This is a genomic window from Deltaproteobacteria bacterium, assembly GCA_019308905.1.
Taxonomy (GTDB): Bacteria; Desulfobacterota; BSN033; order WVXP01; family WVXP01; genus JAFDHF01.
The window spans coordinates 105,599-118,215 of the sequence record JAFDHF010000001.1 but is presented as its reverse complement, the minus strand read 5'-3'; the positions used below and the strand labels follow the sequence as shown (position 1 = coordinate 118,215).

Sequence of the window (12,617 nt, the reverse complement as noted above, 5' to 3'; positions counted from 1 at the left end):
AACAAGCGTAATCCGAGAGCCTCACATACCTGGGAAACCTCTCGTTCCAGGGGGACACTACAGGAGCGGCGGGCACTGCCCCGAGCACATTCTGAAAAGAAACATTCTGTTCCGGGGAAACCCTGGCTGCCGGATTTGTCTTGCCATGGAGCCACGAGTAAGGTAAGATCGGTTTTTGCTGATCGAAGGGTTGAAGGCGAGCATGGCATCCTATTTGCTTTGGCCCCCCTTTTGTCAAGATCCGGCTATGAGAGGAGGAAGATGGCGGACAATCAGAAAGAGATTGGACGGATGAGACTCAATGTCATGGACAGCTTGGTTTTCCAGACGAGTGAGTATCGGGGGAAGAAATACGTCGACATCCGAAAGTACGTCGAGTCTCAGAGTTACACGGGCTTTACCAAGCAGGGGATACGTTTCAATGCGGGCCTCTTCGAGGAGTTCATGGAAAACCTCAAGAAAGTGTCCGAGGACCTCGGCCTCGAAGCGGAAGAAGAGAGGGCGGAAGAACAGCCCGGTGAAGCCGGTGAGGCTGACGGAGGCGGGTCGTAGGTTCCCCTTACCACTGGAGGCGAGGAAGATCTCCGGAAGAGTGTTCTACAGGGAGTTCGACTAATGGGCGGTAAGGTCATCATCTATGGAAAGCTTGGCTGACCTCACACCCAGGATGCCAGGTCGGCATACGGCGGTGATGCAGAGTTCTTCGACGTCCAGGCAGACAACAGCAGACTCAAGGAAATGTTGAAGCACTCCGGCGGGGTCAGGCAGGTGCCGGTAATCGTGGAGGGAGAAAAGGTCACCATAGGTTACGGCGGCACGTGAGGGGTTTAGCAACCCGCCGGTGGCGGGTTGTGAAACCCTCGGGAGGAGCCCCTTCGCCTGCCCATGGTCCTCTGCCGTGCCCGTCCCTCTGGCCGAAGAACCGTCTCTGCTCGAGAGCGATCCTGATCGGTTAGAGACTCAAAGATCCTATCCAGGTGAGGCTTCTCCTTCCTAGCCATAGGAAGGAAGAGCCTCACCTTCGTAAGCCGAAAGCAGGGCCGAGTAACTGTGGGTCAGGCGCTCACCTATGATCCCTGCCAGGCGTTTGAAGAAGACCATTCCACTGGCAGGGTTCCTTTCGAATACCCTGTTGAGCATTTCTTTCTCGATCTTTATCACCTTGCTCGGAGCCAGACACTCCGCCGAGGCCGTGTAGGTATTCCGGCCGACCAAGCTCGACCAGCCCAAGGTCTCTCCCGGATTGGAGATCAGATGAGTTATTCGGCCTTTCTCCCCCACGCTGAGTCTTATCTTGCCCTCCTCGAGAATGTAGAAATGCTCGGCAAGGTAGGTCTCTTTGAAGATGAAGGACCCCTTGCCGTAGAACTCTTCAACCATGCTTTCAGCGATCTCGTTGATGACCTCGGGACCAAGGTCTCTGAAAAGTTCGGATTCTTGGATGATCATGGCATTACCCTCCTTTTTTCAGAAGAAAGACATTGAACCCTCTCGCTCTCCTTCCCTCCTGGATGCTCGAGTCCGGCTATGCTCCTACAGTATGATTATACACCAAAGACGTTCAATTTGAGTGATTCCACCGTTGGATTCATACTCCTGAGTTTCCGGGACCGGCCGTGTTGTGATTCGCACGGAGAGATTTCCGTCCTTGCCGTCAAACCCCGATAGGTTCCCGCCGCTTCGGCCGTGTCGCTCAGTGGGAAGGGTGTGCCGCAGAAGTCAGGGCTCTCCGGTCTCCTCTGATTGTTGACATTGTGCGGAATTTCCCCTTTAATTGTGACAGAGTCCAGAAGCGGTTTCTTGGTGCTGAGGAGGATGGAGACGTGGGTAAGGATCATGAACCCTTGGGGCGGAAGATCCTGGGCGTCGGGGGGAGTCCGAGAGAAAAGGGGAATTCCGATGCATTGCTGACCAGCATTCTCAGTGGTGCTCGCGGCAAGGGTGTTGTGACGCGAAGAGTCCATCTGAGGGATTACGATTTCCAATCCTGTATCGGGTGTGAGGGGTGTAGAAAGAACGGTACATGTACCGGCTTGAACGATGGGATGCAGCTCCTGTACCCCAAGATACTGGAATCCCGCGGTCTGGCTCTGGTATCGCCGACACACAACTACAACGTGACCGCGTGGATGAAGGCTTTTATCGATCGCCTTTATTGCTTTTATGTCTTTGATGACGAGCGGCCCAGAGGATGGTCGAGTCGACTTGCCTGTCAAGGGCGCAAGGCGGTCATAGCCGCGGTCTGCGAGCAGGAGGACCGAAGGGATATGGGGTTCACCCTTGAGGCGATGCGCCTTCCCCTGGAGGCACTGGGTTTCGAGATCGTAGGAGAACTGGCTGTCTTGGGTATCTTCGACCGTGGTATGGTCAGCAAGAGAGGAGAGACACTGGCCAGAGCCTCAAGCCTTGGAGCCGACCTGGCCGAATCACTTGCAGACGGCCGGTAAGCGGAGTCTTTGTTTCGGTTTCAACCTGCCCTTGGAGTCTCCGGACCGCGCTCCAGAGACATGTCTTCTTCCCGATTGCCGGAAGGATCTTTCGGGTTATGCTACGAAGGAATTCGAGAAGGGATGAATCATGAAGAGGGATCTCATACTGACCGGGGTGGTCGTGGCAGGGCTGATCCTGGTGGGATGCCAGAAGAGACAGATGATTAGGACCCTTGTCGAGGTTTCGTCTGTTCCGGAGCAGGTCTATGGGGTTACAGAGTATAGGAGCCCTGTGCCCGGGGGCTATGCCGTCCTCTTCGACGTTCCCGGGGACGGGAAAGAGGTCTTCATGAGGCATACCCCTTTTACCGAAAAGGTTGGGCGGGATTACTCTGTGAGCTATCTGGAGGAGTTTCAGACCACGGTCAGAGGATACAGGGTACTGAGGATCAGCGACCAGGATGGAACCGTGAGGGCTTACCTTGTGGTCTCCAACCTTCTCAACGATGAGATCCGAGTTGTGGGCGAGAGGGCAATGGTGGCAATCGGGGACCCCTACTACGGCTATCTCCGATCGACTCCCTAGAGTTTTCCGGGATGTGACCACATGGAGACGCTCCTTCTATCCAAGTCGAGGTTTTTGGCCGGAATCCAGTGTCCGCTGCGACTCTGGTATCTGATCCATGAGCCCGGCCTTGCTTCAGAGCCGTCACCGTTCCAGCAGGCGTTGTTCCGGACCGGCCGGAGAGTGGGAGAGTTGGCCAGGAAGAGGTATCCGGGGGGGGTTTTGATCGAGGAGGCCGCCTTCCGTCATGAAGAGGCGATCCGATCCACCCGGGAGGCGGTGAGGGATCGCCGGGTTCCCGCCATCTTTGAGGGAGCTTTTGCTTTCGACGGGGTTCGGATCCGTACGGACATTCTGGAGAGATCGGGGGGCGCGAGCTGGAACCTCGTAGAGGTCAAGTCCGGGACCTCGGTGAAAGAGGAGAATATCTATGACCTGGCCGTCCAGTATTACGTCTTGAAGGGGTTGGGATTCGACATAGAGCGGGCCGGGATCCTCCATGTGAACAGGGAATACCTCTATGACGGCCGGGAACTGGATCTCGAGGCGTTTTTTGTGTTCATTGACCTGAAGGGTCGGGTTGCCCGAATGGAGGAGGAAATCGGCTCAATTATCGGGAATCTAAAGGGTTTTCTGACCAGGAAGACGCCTCCTGCAATTGATCCGTCGAGGCACTGCCGAAGGCCCTACATGTGTGAGTTTTTCAACCACTGCAGACGGTCCATGCCCGATCACTGGGTCTTGGAGCTTTCAGGAATAGGGCAGGACAGACTCGACGAGTTGGCGGAAGAGGGTATCGTTGACATCCGGGACGTGCCTGAATCCTTTGACCTGTCCGAACTCCAGGCGCGGATAAGAGAGTGCGTGATCCATGGCACCGAGTACGTGGGGCCTGATCTCGGAGAGGCCCTTGAACAGTACGAATACCCGATCCATTTTCTAGACTTCGAGACGGTGGCTCCCGCCATCCCCAGATACGCCGATACCCGGCCCTATCAGACAATTCCCTTCCAGTGGTCCGACCACGTTCTCTTCGAGGATGGCACTCTCATTCACAAGGGTTACCTGTGCGCCAGAGACGTATACCCCGTGGAAGAGGTGGCCAGAACCCTCTTGATGGCTTTGGGAGACAGGGGAACCATCTGCACTTACACCATCTTTGAGAATCAGGTGATTGCCGAGATGGCCGAAGAACTAGATTCCTACCGAGGGTCTCTGGAAGCCCTCCTCACCCGGTGTCGAGATCTCCATGCCGAGATTCGGAGAGGATACTACCACCCGCTGTTTCACGGCTCTTTTTCGATCAAAAAGGTCCTGCCCGCCCTCGTGCCCTCCATGTCGTACACTCACCTGACCATCCAAGAGGGGGGACAGGCCGGCCTCGAGTATCTCCGCATGATCGACGGGGATACGCCTCCTGAGGAAAAAGAGAAGATCCGAAAAGCACTCATCGATTACTGCGCCCAGGATACCCTCGCCATGGTCATGATTCGCAGGGAGCTTCTCAAACGTGCCGGCAGGCAGAAGGGAAAGGCAATCCAGCAACCTGTCCTCCGTAGCAAGCCCTAGCCTCTTTTCCTTCTGGCGAGATACCGTGAGAGATCCTTTTCAATCTGCGGATCTATTTCGGGTTTTCTGTACGCGGCGAGCCTCTGGGGCACCAGGGCTCTTGCCCTTTCCTCGAGGGTCTTGCGACCCGAGGCGTTCCAGTTCACGTAGTCCTGCCTGTTGGCCAGGCGTGGCAGGAAAAACCCCGTCCTGCAGTGATCCAGGGTGCTCGGATGGGTGAGGTATTCACCTCCGATTCCTACCTGTTTTATCGTTTCCACATCGATTGCTTTGTCCGATGTATCGATGGGTTCAACTGCCCTGAGTACCATCCCGCAGAGTTCCTCGTCGGCGAGGAACTTCCCGTAGCTCATGGCCATGAACGATCCCATGATACCACAGGCGTGGAGAACAAAATGGACACCGGACATGGCGGCGGTTACAAGGGCGAGGGTCGACTCGATTCCGGCCTGCATGTCCGGGACATGGGCATCTGTCAGGGCTCCTCCCCCCCGCGCGGGGAGACCGTAGAACCTTGCAAGCTGGGCCGTTGCAGGGATCATCATGGAAGTCTCGGGAGCCCCGATAGCAAGGGTTCCTGTCCTCATGTCCGTGGGACAGAGGATCCCACCATAGACGACCGGCAGTCCAGGCCTGATCAACTGGGCCAGAGTAATACCGGCCAAAATCTCTGCACTCTGCAAGGCCAGCAAGCCCGCAGGAGTCATTGGCCCTGAAGATCCGGCCATGACCAGATCTGCAATCAACAAGGGTTGCCCCCATCGGGCAAACTCGATGAGGGCACCTGCCATCTCCGCCGAGTATTGGAGTGGGGAGAGGGGCGTGATAAGGGAGATCATCACGGGTTTGTCTCTGATTTTGTCCTTTCCACCAAAGGCGATGCCACCCATCTCCACGGCGTCTATAGCGGCTTCCCGAGAGATGGGGCTGCCCATAAAGGGTTTGTCACACAAGACGATCCCCCAATAAAGCATATCGAGGTGAGCTGTCTCCGGCGGCACGTCGGTCGGCTCCACCATCAAGAACCCGTTCATATTGATATACTCGGAGGTCTGAACGAGTTTGCAGAAACACCTGTAATCCTCCATCGTAGCCTTCCTCTGCTCCCCCGTTTCTGTAACCATGAAGGGTGCTCCGTAGGCCGGTACCAGGGCCGAGCTCCTTCCTCCGATGACCACATCCCTTTCAGGGTTGCGGGCTGAGAGTGTGAACCTGGAAGGGGCGCTTTCAAGAGCCCTTGCCACATGGCGCTCCTCGAGAAAGACCGTCTTTCCTTCGGTCTTTACCCCGTGCTTCTTGAATATGGCGAGAGCCTCTGGGTCGTGAAAAGCAACCCCCACTTCCCTGAGAACCTCGAGAGAGGCGTGCTGGATTCTTTTGAGGCCCTTCTCGGTCAAGGCCGTGATTCTCCTCTCCATCTTCTTTCCATTCCTTTCACAGGAGAACGATAGGGCAGGAGTGCCCCCTTCACAAAACCAACTCTGACAGCCATTTCTCTTCTCGGCCCGCCTGCAGGGCAGGTCTCTCTGCTGCCGAGCCTCGGACGAGTCAGTCTATTTTCCCGGCTTCTCTGACTCCGGGGTGTTTGTCTTTTCCCCCCGCGCCTCGGGAGGCGCCGCTTTCTGTTCGAGACCTTGTCCCGGTTTTGTCATGCGGCACTTTCCCTCGAATATCGCCCCTTCCGAAACGGCCAGCACGGGTGTCTGGATGTCGCCTAGGATCCTGCCGGGTGGATAGATAAGTATCCGTTTCTTCGCAATCACGTTGCCGTTTACGTTTCCATGAACCGTCAGGGTGTTCACGTGGATCCGCGCACTGATTTCGGCTGTCTCTCCGACAACCAGAGAATCACCTGAAATGATCTCTCCCTCGTACTTCCCATCAACCCGGAACATGCCCTGGAAACTCATCTTTCCTTTGAAGACCGTCCTTTTCCCGATAAAGGCGTTCACCCCGTCGGTAGTCGGTAGCTCGGCCCCATTCCTTTTACCCATCATGATTCCGCTCCTTTCGATCCCCTTCCCCTGCAAGGGGGTGACTATCCCATTAAAGCAGATTATCAGGGGAAGTCAAGGCGATTTCCCGGGAAGGGATTCTTCATGCTTTTTGATGGAAATGTCTCATATTGTCTTGATTTCCAAGCATATTCCCCGATTCTCAGGGGGAAACCCAGTTTGACTCCCCTTTGTTTCTACCTTACAATGTGGAGTCGAGTAGGCGTTTTGGGAAGGTGACGCGAAGACGGCGATCCCGGAGACGGAGAGATGGAGCGAGACCAAGGAGTGATTGACGACTGGAAACGGCTGTACGACGCAGCGATCCGGTTTGGAAGGATTCAGTCGTGGAGATGGATGGCCGATTCGGAGCTTTTTGGGGTTCAAAACCCATACACCGGTGAGATGGGCTACTGCTGTGTCTTGGGAAGCCTGGGGGAACTCTTCGGATTGATGGTCCACCTTGGAACGGAGGGGTTGGTGGGCTACCTCAAGATCCAGGCAGGAGAGATAGGGGCTCATGACATGGACATCGTCCACGTTCAGAAGTGCCTCATGGTCTCTTTCGAGGACAGGGAAGATCTTGATGAACCTGATCTGAGGACCATCAGGCAGCTCGGATTGAGATTCAGGGGGCGCAAGGCCTGGCCCCTTTTCAGAAACTACCTTCCCGGGTATTATCCCTGGTACCTTCAGGGGGACGAGGTTAAGTACCTGACCCTGGTCTTGGAACAGGCCAGAGAGGTTGGGCTCCGCGTAAAGGAGAACAGGACCCTGCTCGCCCCGGTGAGAGAGGGGGTCGTCTTTGTTCGGATTCCCAGAAAGGAGGAGGGGCGTTTCGTATGGAGCGACGCATGGCTTGAGCCTGAGGCACCAAAAAGAAAAGTGGTGAGAAAAGACGAGGTCTTTGACGAGTTGCGCCTGCAAAGGATCAAGAGAAGGGCCTTGAATCACGCGGGCGCGTGGGAGGTGGATTTCTTCTATTCTCCGACCCCTGTCAGGGAAGGGACCGAGCGTCCATGGTTTCCATACACCCTGCTATGTGTGGATCATGACTCGGGCCTCGTCCTCCATGTATTCCTGGCGCCCCATTGGAGGTACAGATCGGAGTTCTTGACCCAGTTGTTGTCTCTCATCGAAAGGGAGGGGAGACTGCCTGAGAGGATACTGGTGGTTAAGACCGAGGTGGATGAGCTCCTAGGCCCGGTTTTTTCGGGTCTTGGGATACGATCAGAGCGTGTGAGGGAATTGGGGGCCCTCGATGAAGCCAAGGTCAGTCTTTTCGAGTTCTTTGCCGACGCCTGATCCCCGGCCTCGCCGTCCAGATGCTGGCAAGTCGGAAAGGAGCCTCCCGATCCCTGTTTGAAGGAATCCCGGCTTGTGCCCTGGAATCCGTTTCTCTCCTTGATGGGTTGTTGCCGCGACATTGGGAAATCCCGAATTCAGAATCAAAGTCTGACCCCGGAGGGTGTGCCATGAGTCCTTGGGAGATCTATTTGAGGCAGCAGCAGGGCCGCTTCATCGATGAATTGCTCGAGTTTCTGCGCATTCCCAGTATCTCCAGCCTGCCGTCCCACGGGAAGGACGTCCAGGAAGCGGCCGAGTGGATAGGGGCGAGGATGGAAGCAGCCGGCATAGAATCGGTCCGGGTGATGCCCACAGGGGGACATGCGGTGGCCTACGGCGAGTGGATTCACGACTCTCACCGGCCGACTGTTCTGGTATACGGTCACTTCGATACGCAACCGGTCGATCCTCTGGAATTGTGGGAAAATCCGCCCTTCGAACCCGTGATAAAGCGGGGCAGGATCTACGCCCGAGGCGCCTCGGATGACAAGGGCAACCTGTTTATTCCCGTTACGGTTACAGAGGCCATGGTGAAGACCAGCGGTGAGCTTCCCCTCAACCTGAAGTTCCTCTTTGAGGGGCAGGAGGAAATCGGAAGTCCCCAGATGCCGGAGTTCGTGGCTGCTAATCGCGATCTGTTGTCGTGCGACCTCGTGGTGAGCGCCGACGGGGGACAGTGGGATGAGAACCAGCCCTCCATGACCCTTGGGACTCGGGGTCTGGTAGCCGTATACATCGACGTACAGGGGCCGGATCACGACCTCCACTCCGGTAGCTATGGGGGTACGATTGCGAATCCCATCCATGCCCTGGCCTCGATCATAGACTCCATGCACGACAGGAACGGCAGGGTCGTGGTGGAAGGGTTCTACGACGAGGTCGTTTCCCTCAGCGAAGAGGAGCGAGCCCAGCTGGCCCGGGTGCCTTTTGACGAGGAGCGGTATCTGAAAGAGACGGGTGCTTCCGGCCTTTTCGGAGAGCCGGGCTTCAGCACATATGAACGGGCCTGGGCACGCCCGACCCTGGAGGTCAACGGGATCTACGGCGGGTTTCAGGGAGAGGGCTTGAAGACCGTCCTGCCGAGCACGGCTCATGCCAAGGTCTCCTGCCGGCTCGTGGCCCGCCAGGATCCGATCAGAATCGGCGACCTGGTCGTGGCTCACGTGAAAAGGGTTTCGCCTCCCGGCGTAAAGGTAGAGGCCACCCGGACCGGGAGCGGAGCGAGGCCCTACCTTGTGCCTGCAGGCCACAAGGGCATGCGTATCGCGGCCTCGGTACTGCGGGATCTTTACGGCAGGGAGCCTTACTGGGTCCGGGAAGGGGGGACCGTCCCGGTGAACGCCCTGTTTCTGGAGCATCTTGGTGTCCATACCGTGGTTTTCGGTTTCGCCCTGCGGGACGAGGGGGCACATTCGCCAAACGAGTTTTTTCGTCTTTCAAGTTTTGAACGGGGGCAAAGGGCCTATGGGATGCTCTTCGAGCGACTGGGCGCAGAATATGGAGCGGTTGACCGAGGAGGAAAGGCGAATCGATAGGTCTATCGGTCAGTTCCTGTCAGGAGACTTTCAGCCCACTCGATGATGGGCAGGAGCCTCGGAGGAACGAGTTCTCGGGCTTCCTTGTAGCTCACCCATCGATATTCGTGGTGTTCGGGCTTCCCGATTTCGGGGTTGACGGAAAAGACTACGGCTGATTGGGGCGTTTCGGCAAGATAGTACCTTGCCGTCTTCCTCCCGCCGCTGTAAGGGGCAGTCTCCTTGAAGACAGAACCCCACCGAAAATTCAGCCTTTCAATGCCCGCTTCCTCCCGCACTTCGCGCTTTGCGGTCTCTAAGGGGTCTTCCTCGGGTTCCACGATCCCCTTGGGGAAGTCCCAGTTTCTATACGCCCTGAGGAGGAGAAACTTCCACTCTCCCCCCTCTTTCCTGACCACTGCTATCCCGGCTGACAGGATCATGATGATCGTCCCTATATCACTTTTCGGCGAGGAATTCAATCTGGAGGACGCCTGTCGATACCGGCGGCCACGGTCTTGTACCGGGGTCTGTCTCCGTGCCGCGTCTGAGGCAGGGGTGACAAAACAGGAAAAAACAGGTAGTCTGAGATACCCTTGTATGCATATGGCCGATGGAGTCCGTCATGGAATACCTCCCAGTCACCGTTGACAAGAGCCACCTGATCACCATTGGGGAGAGGCTCTATTCGGAGAGCATCGAGCTCATACGGGAGTTGGTCAACAACGCCTATGATGCCGACGCCACCGAAGTCGATATCAGGATGGCAGACGACTCTATCGAGGTCAGAGACAACGGCACCGGCATGGATAGAGAGGGATTGAGGCAGTATTTCAATATCGGCTCACCGGAAAAGTTGCTCAAAAGTAAGTCTCCTATTTTTCATAGGGATAGGATCGGCCAGTTCGGCATCGGGAAGTTCGCGAGCCTTTCAGCATGCGAGCGATTCGAGGTCTATACCCAGAAGGGCGACTTTGCCGCCCGGGTGACATTTGACAGGGTTGAGTGGGAAAAGGTTGAAGACCAGTGGAAGATCCCTCTCCAGGTTCTACCTCCTGACAGGGAGAGGGGGGATGGTACGACTGTCACCCTTCTGCGGTTGACAAGGCGGTTTGACCCTGAGGACGTGATCCGGAAGATTGTGGAAGGTACCCCACTTAAAGCTCCCAACTTTGCTGTCAGGCTAAATGGCATGAGGATCTCGCCACGGAGCCTCAGCGGACATCGGATCCCCTTTCTCGAGGGTACGGAATTTGGTCCTGTTCACGGCGAGATTGTGGTTCTACCCTCCTCCAAGGCGTCTCCCCTGGACCTTGGGATAGAAGTGAAAGTCAAGCAGGTCACCATTAAGAAGGAGCTCTTCGGGCTCGATCATTGGGGTAAGGTGGCCTCTCGAATCCGGGGAGAAGTGCATGCGGATTTCCTTCCGATCACCACCGACCGCTCGGGGTTTGTTTTGGACAGCCCACAATACCAGGTCTTCCTGAAGGTCATGGAGAAGGTGATCCGTGATGTAAACGATGTTCTCATACGTCTGGCAGGCCGCAAGGAGAAACGGAGAGCGAGCAAGGCTTTGAAAGAGGCCCTTCAGAGGGTCCACAGGGCCCTGGCCTTGAACCCGGATCTCTCCCCCTTTGGTGCTATTCCCCTGGCTGGCGAAGGGGATGGGATGGGTGGTGCAGGAGTTCTCTCGAGGAGATCCGAGGATAGGCAGAAGGAGGGGAGCCCGGATGAAGAGGGAAGACCGGGGCAGAAGTCCGGGCGATCTCCCCGGGAAACCAAGAAGAGAAAGAAATCGCCCAAGGTGAAGCGGCTGACCCCTAATGCGGTCGTTCAAAGGATGAGATTCGGCCAGATCGGGGTTTCGATTTGTATCGATGATTTCGGAGAGAACGGCCCCGAGTGCTTTACCGAGGGGACGGTGATCTATATCAACCAGCAGCACCCTCTCTATCAACGGGAGGCAAAAGGGCGCGAGGCCCATATCCTCAACATGACGCGCCTTATCACCCAGGAGATTTCCTTGATGAAAGACACAAGGAGCCCCCGCCAGGCCTTTTTGAGACAGAGCAAGCTGCTCAGGGATGCCTTTATTGAAAACCGGGAAAAGTAAGGTTCGGCCGTCTGAGGTCTCTGTCGGGCTTGGTGACCCAGAGGGGGCTGGAGCCAGGTCTTTCCGGGGAGGAGGAAAATGGGAGACCCTTTTCTCCAGGGCGAAGGGCTTCTCTTCTTTGAGCCCGCCGCGGCGGCAAAATCCCTGAAAAACCGGTGGACTCGCATGGCAAGCACCTATGGGTCGATTCAGGTGAGTCTGTCCCGTGACTGTCTGTCGATAAGACCCCGGTGGCCTATCAAATGGCTTACAAGCATTCTTCAGTTGGATCTGGACCATACCATATCGACATCTCAGATCAAAGCGGTCGAGAACATGGGGGAACGCATGGGTCGTGGCAAGATTCTGATCACCTTCGTAACCGTGGAGGGGACCGAAAGAGAGGTCCTCCTCTATCTGAAAAAGCACGGGGAGTTCCTCGCCAGGATGGGGGAACTGACCGGGAGACCGACCCGATGAGCGGGATCTCGGCACGGATCCGATGTTGGGCTCCCCTGATCCTGAGTGCTCAGGAGTGTCGGCTTGAGGAGTTGCCTTTCCTGAGAAGCCGGTACAACCACTTCAACAACTGCGGAAACCGCGTGTCTGGACATTGCGGGGGCACCACTGGAGATACGCGGTTTTGGAAGGCTTTTGCCACAGAGAAGGTGTTCATAGAAGTCGGTCCCGGGGAGTTCTACCGCTTTCCGGAATGATTTGGTCCCCCTCCCGTTTCCTAGGTTACATACAGAACCTTTCGTCGTCTCCAAACCGGTTTCTTTTCTCGTCGGACCGTCTCTGGATTGTTGCTTCTTTCCAGCTGGCGCTATCCCCCAATCGCATCAGGAAAGGATCATTTGCTCAGATCTGGCCACGGCGTCTTGCCGGGGTATGGATTAAAGTAGTTGACCAAGTGGTTTGGCTATGCTAGAAGAAGGTGAAACTCAATCTGGTAATAAGGGCGTCAGTGCTGGCCTGAGAAGATTGGGTACATACTTGGGCTCGGAGACCGGGAAAATGGAAGAGGCCTTGATGGGTGAATTACGGAAGATTGCCATTGATAGTGATGAGTGTCGTGTGGCCGGAGATTAGACGAAAGGATGGATA

At 56.2% G+C, this 12,617-nt stretch carries 13 protein-coding genes; 9 read left to right on the top strand and 4 right to left on the bottom strand.

Annotation, left to right across the window (positions count from 1 at the left end):
* Positions 1–261: 261 nt before the first annotated feature.
* Positions 262–552 carry a transcriptional coactivator p15/PC4 family protein gene (locus JRJ26_00525; protein MBW2055960.1) on the top strand — a complete coding sequence of 97 codons (291 nt, stop codon included), beginning with the start codon at positions 262–264 and terminating at the stop codon, positions 550–552.
* A gap of 441 nt (positions 553–993) precedes the next feature.
* Here JRJ26_00525 and JRJ26_00520 read toward each other — a convergent pair whose 3' ends face one another.
* On the bottom strand, positions 994–1,449 hold the full coding sequence (locus JRJ26_00520; GenBank protein MBW2055959.1) for a cyclic nucleotide-binding domain-containing protein: 456 nt from the start codon (positions 1,447–1,449) through the stop codon (positions 994–996).
* Between the two features lie 395 nt (positions 1,450–1,844).
* On the opposite strand from JRJ26_00520, the gene JRJ26_00515 reads away from it, so the two are divergent.
* The 3 genes from JRJ26_00515 (at position 1,845) to JRJ26_00505 (ending at position 4,563) form a co-directional block, all read left to right on the top strand.
* The gene (locus tag JRJ26_00515) at positions 1,845–2,447 is read left to right on the top strand and encodes a flavodoxin family protein (GenBank protein ID MBW2055958.1); all 603 of its coding nucleotides are present in this window, start codon (positions 1,845–1,847) and stop codon (positions 2,445–2,447) included.
* Between the two features lie 130 nt (positions 2,448–2,577).
* Entirely contained in the window at positions 2,578–3,015 is a 438-nt protein-coding gene (locus JRJ26_00510) for a hypothetical protein (protein ID MBW2055957.1), read from the top strand.
* Between the two features lie 21 nt (positions 3,016–3,036).
* Complete coding sequence (locus JRJ26_00505) at positions 3,037–4,563, top strand: DUF2779 domain-containing protein (GenBank protein ID MBW2055956.1); 1,527 nt, start codon at positions 3,037–3,039, stop codon at positions 4,561–4,563.
* Here the strand turns inward: JRJ26_00505 and JRJ26_00500 are convergent.
* Together JRJ26_00500 and JRJ26_00495 are read right to left on the bottom strand one after the other, a co-directional pair.
* On the bottom strand, positions 4,560–5,981 hold the full coding sequence (locus JRJ26_00500) for a trimethylamine methyltransferase family protein (protein ID MBW2055955.1): 1,422 nt from the start codon (positions 5,979–5,981) through the stop codon (positions 4,560–4,562). The two genes, JRJ26_00505 and JRJ26_00500, sit on opposite strands and share 4 nt — an antisense overlap.
* A 135-nt stretch (positions 5,982–6,116) precedes the next feature.
* Positions 6,117–6,560, bottom strand: a complete 444-nt coding sequence (locus tag JRJ26_00495; GenBank protein ID MBW2055954.1) for a polymer-forming cytoskeletal protein — start codon at positions 6,558–6,560, stop codon at positions 6,117–6,119.
* A gap of 267 nt (positions 6,561–6,827) precedes the next feature.
* On the opposite strand from JRJ26_00495, the gene JRJ26_00490 reads away from it, so the two are divergent.
* Together JRJ26_00490 and JRJ26_00485 are read left to right on the top strand one after the other, a co-directional pair.
* The gene (locus JRJ26_00490) at positions 6,828–7,862 is read left to right on the top strand and encodes a hypothetical protein (protein MBW2055953.1); all 1,035 of its coding nucleotides are present in this window, start codon (positions 6,828–6,830) and stop codon (positions 7,860–7,862) included.
* A 170-nt stretch (positions 7,863–8,032) separates the two neighbouring features.
* Positions 8,033–9,439 carry a dipeptidase gene (locus JRJ26_00485; protein MBW2055952.1) on the top strand — a complete coding sequence of 469 codons (1,407 nt, stop codon included), beginning with the start codon at positions 8,033–8,035 and terminating at the stop codon, positions 9,437–9,439.
* A gap of 2 nt (positions 9,440–9,441) precedes the next feature.
* On the opposite strand, the gene JRJ26_00480 is transcribed toward JRJ26_00485, so the two are convergent.
* Positions 9,442–9,861 carry an NUDIX domain-containing protein gene (locus tag JRJ26_00480; protein MBW2055951.1) on the bottom strand — a complete coding sequence of 140 codons (420 nt, stop codon included), beginning with the start codon at positions 9,859–9,861 and terminating at the stop codon, positions 9,442–9,444.
* A 170-nt stretch (positions 9,862–10,031) separates the two neighbouring features.
* On the opposite strand from JRJ26_00480, the gene JRJ26_00475 reads away from it, so the two are divergent.
* The 3 genes from JRJ26_00475 to JRJ26_00465 all read left to right on the top strand — a co-directional run bounded on the left by JRJ26_00475 (position 10,032) and on the right by JRJ26_00465 (position 12,226).
* Positions 10,032–11,531, top strand: coding sequence for an ATP-binding protein (locus JRJ26_00475; protein ID MBW2055950.1), 1,500 nt, complete (start codon positions 10,032–10,034; stop codon positions 11,529–11,531).
* A 78-nt stretch (positions 11,532–11,609) separates the two neighbouring features.
* Complete coding sequence (locus tag JRJ26_00470; GenBank protein MBW2055949.1) at positions 11,610–11,990, top strand: hypothetical protein; 381 nt, start codon at positions 11,610–11,612, stop codon at positions 11,988–11,990.
* Positions 11,987–12,226, top strand: a complete 240-nt coding sequence (locus JRJ26_00465) for a hypothetical protein (GenBank protein ID MBW2055948.1) — start codon at positions 11,987–11,989, stop codon at positions 12,224–12,226. The genes JRJ26_00470 and JRJ26_00465 overlap by 4 nt, the downstream gene beginning before the upstream one ends.
* Positions 12,227–12,617 lie beyond the last annotated feature (391 nt).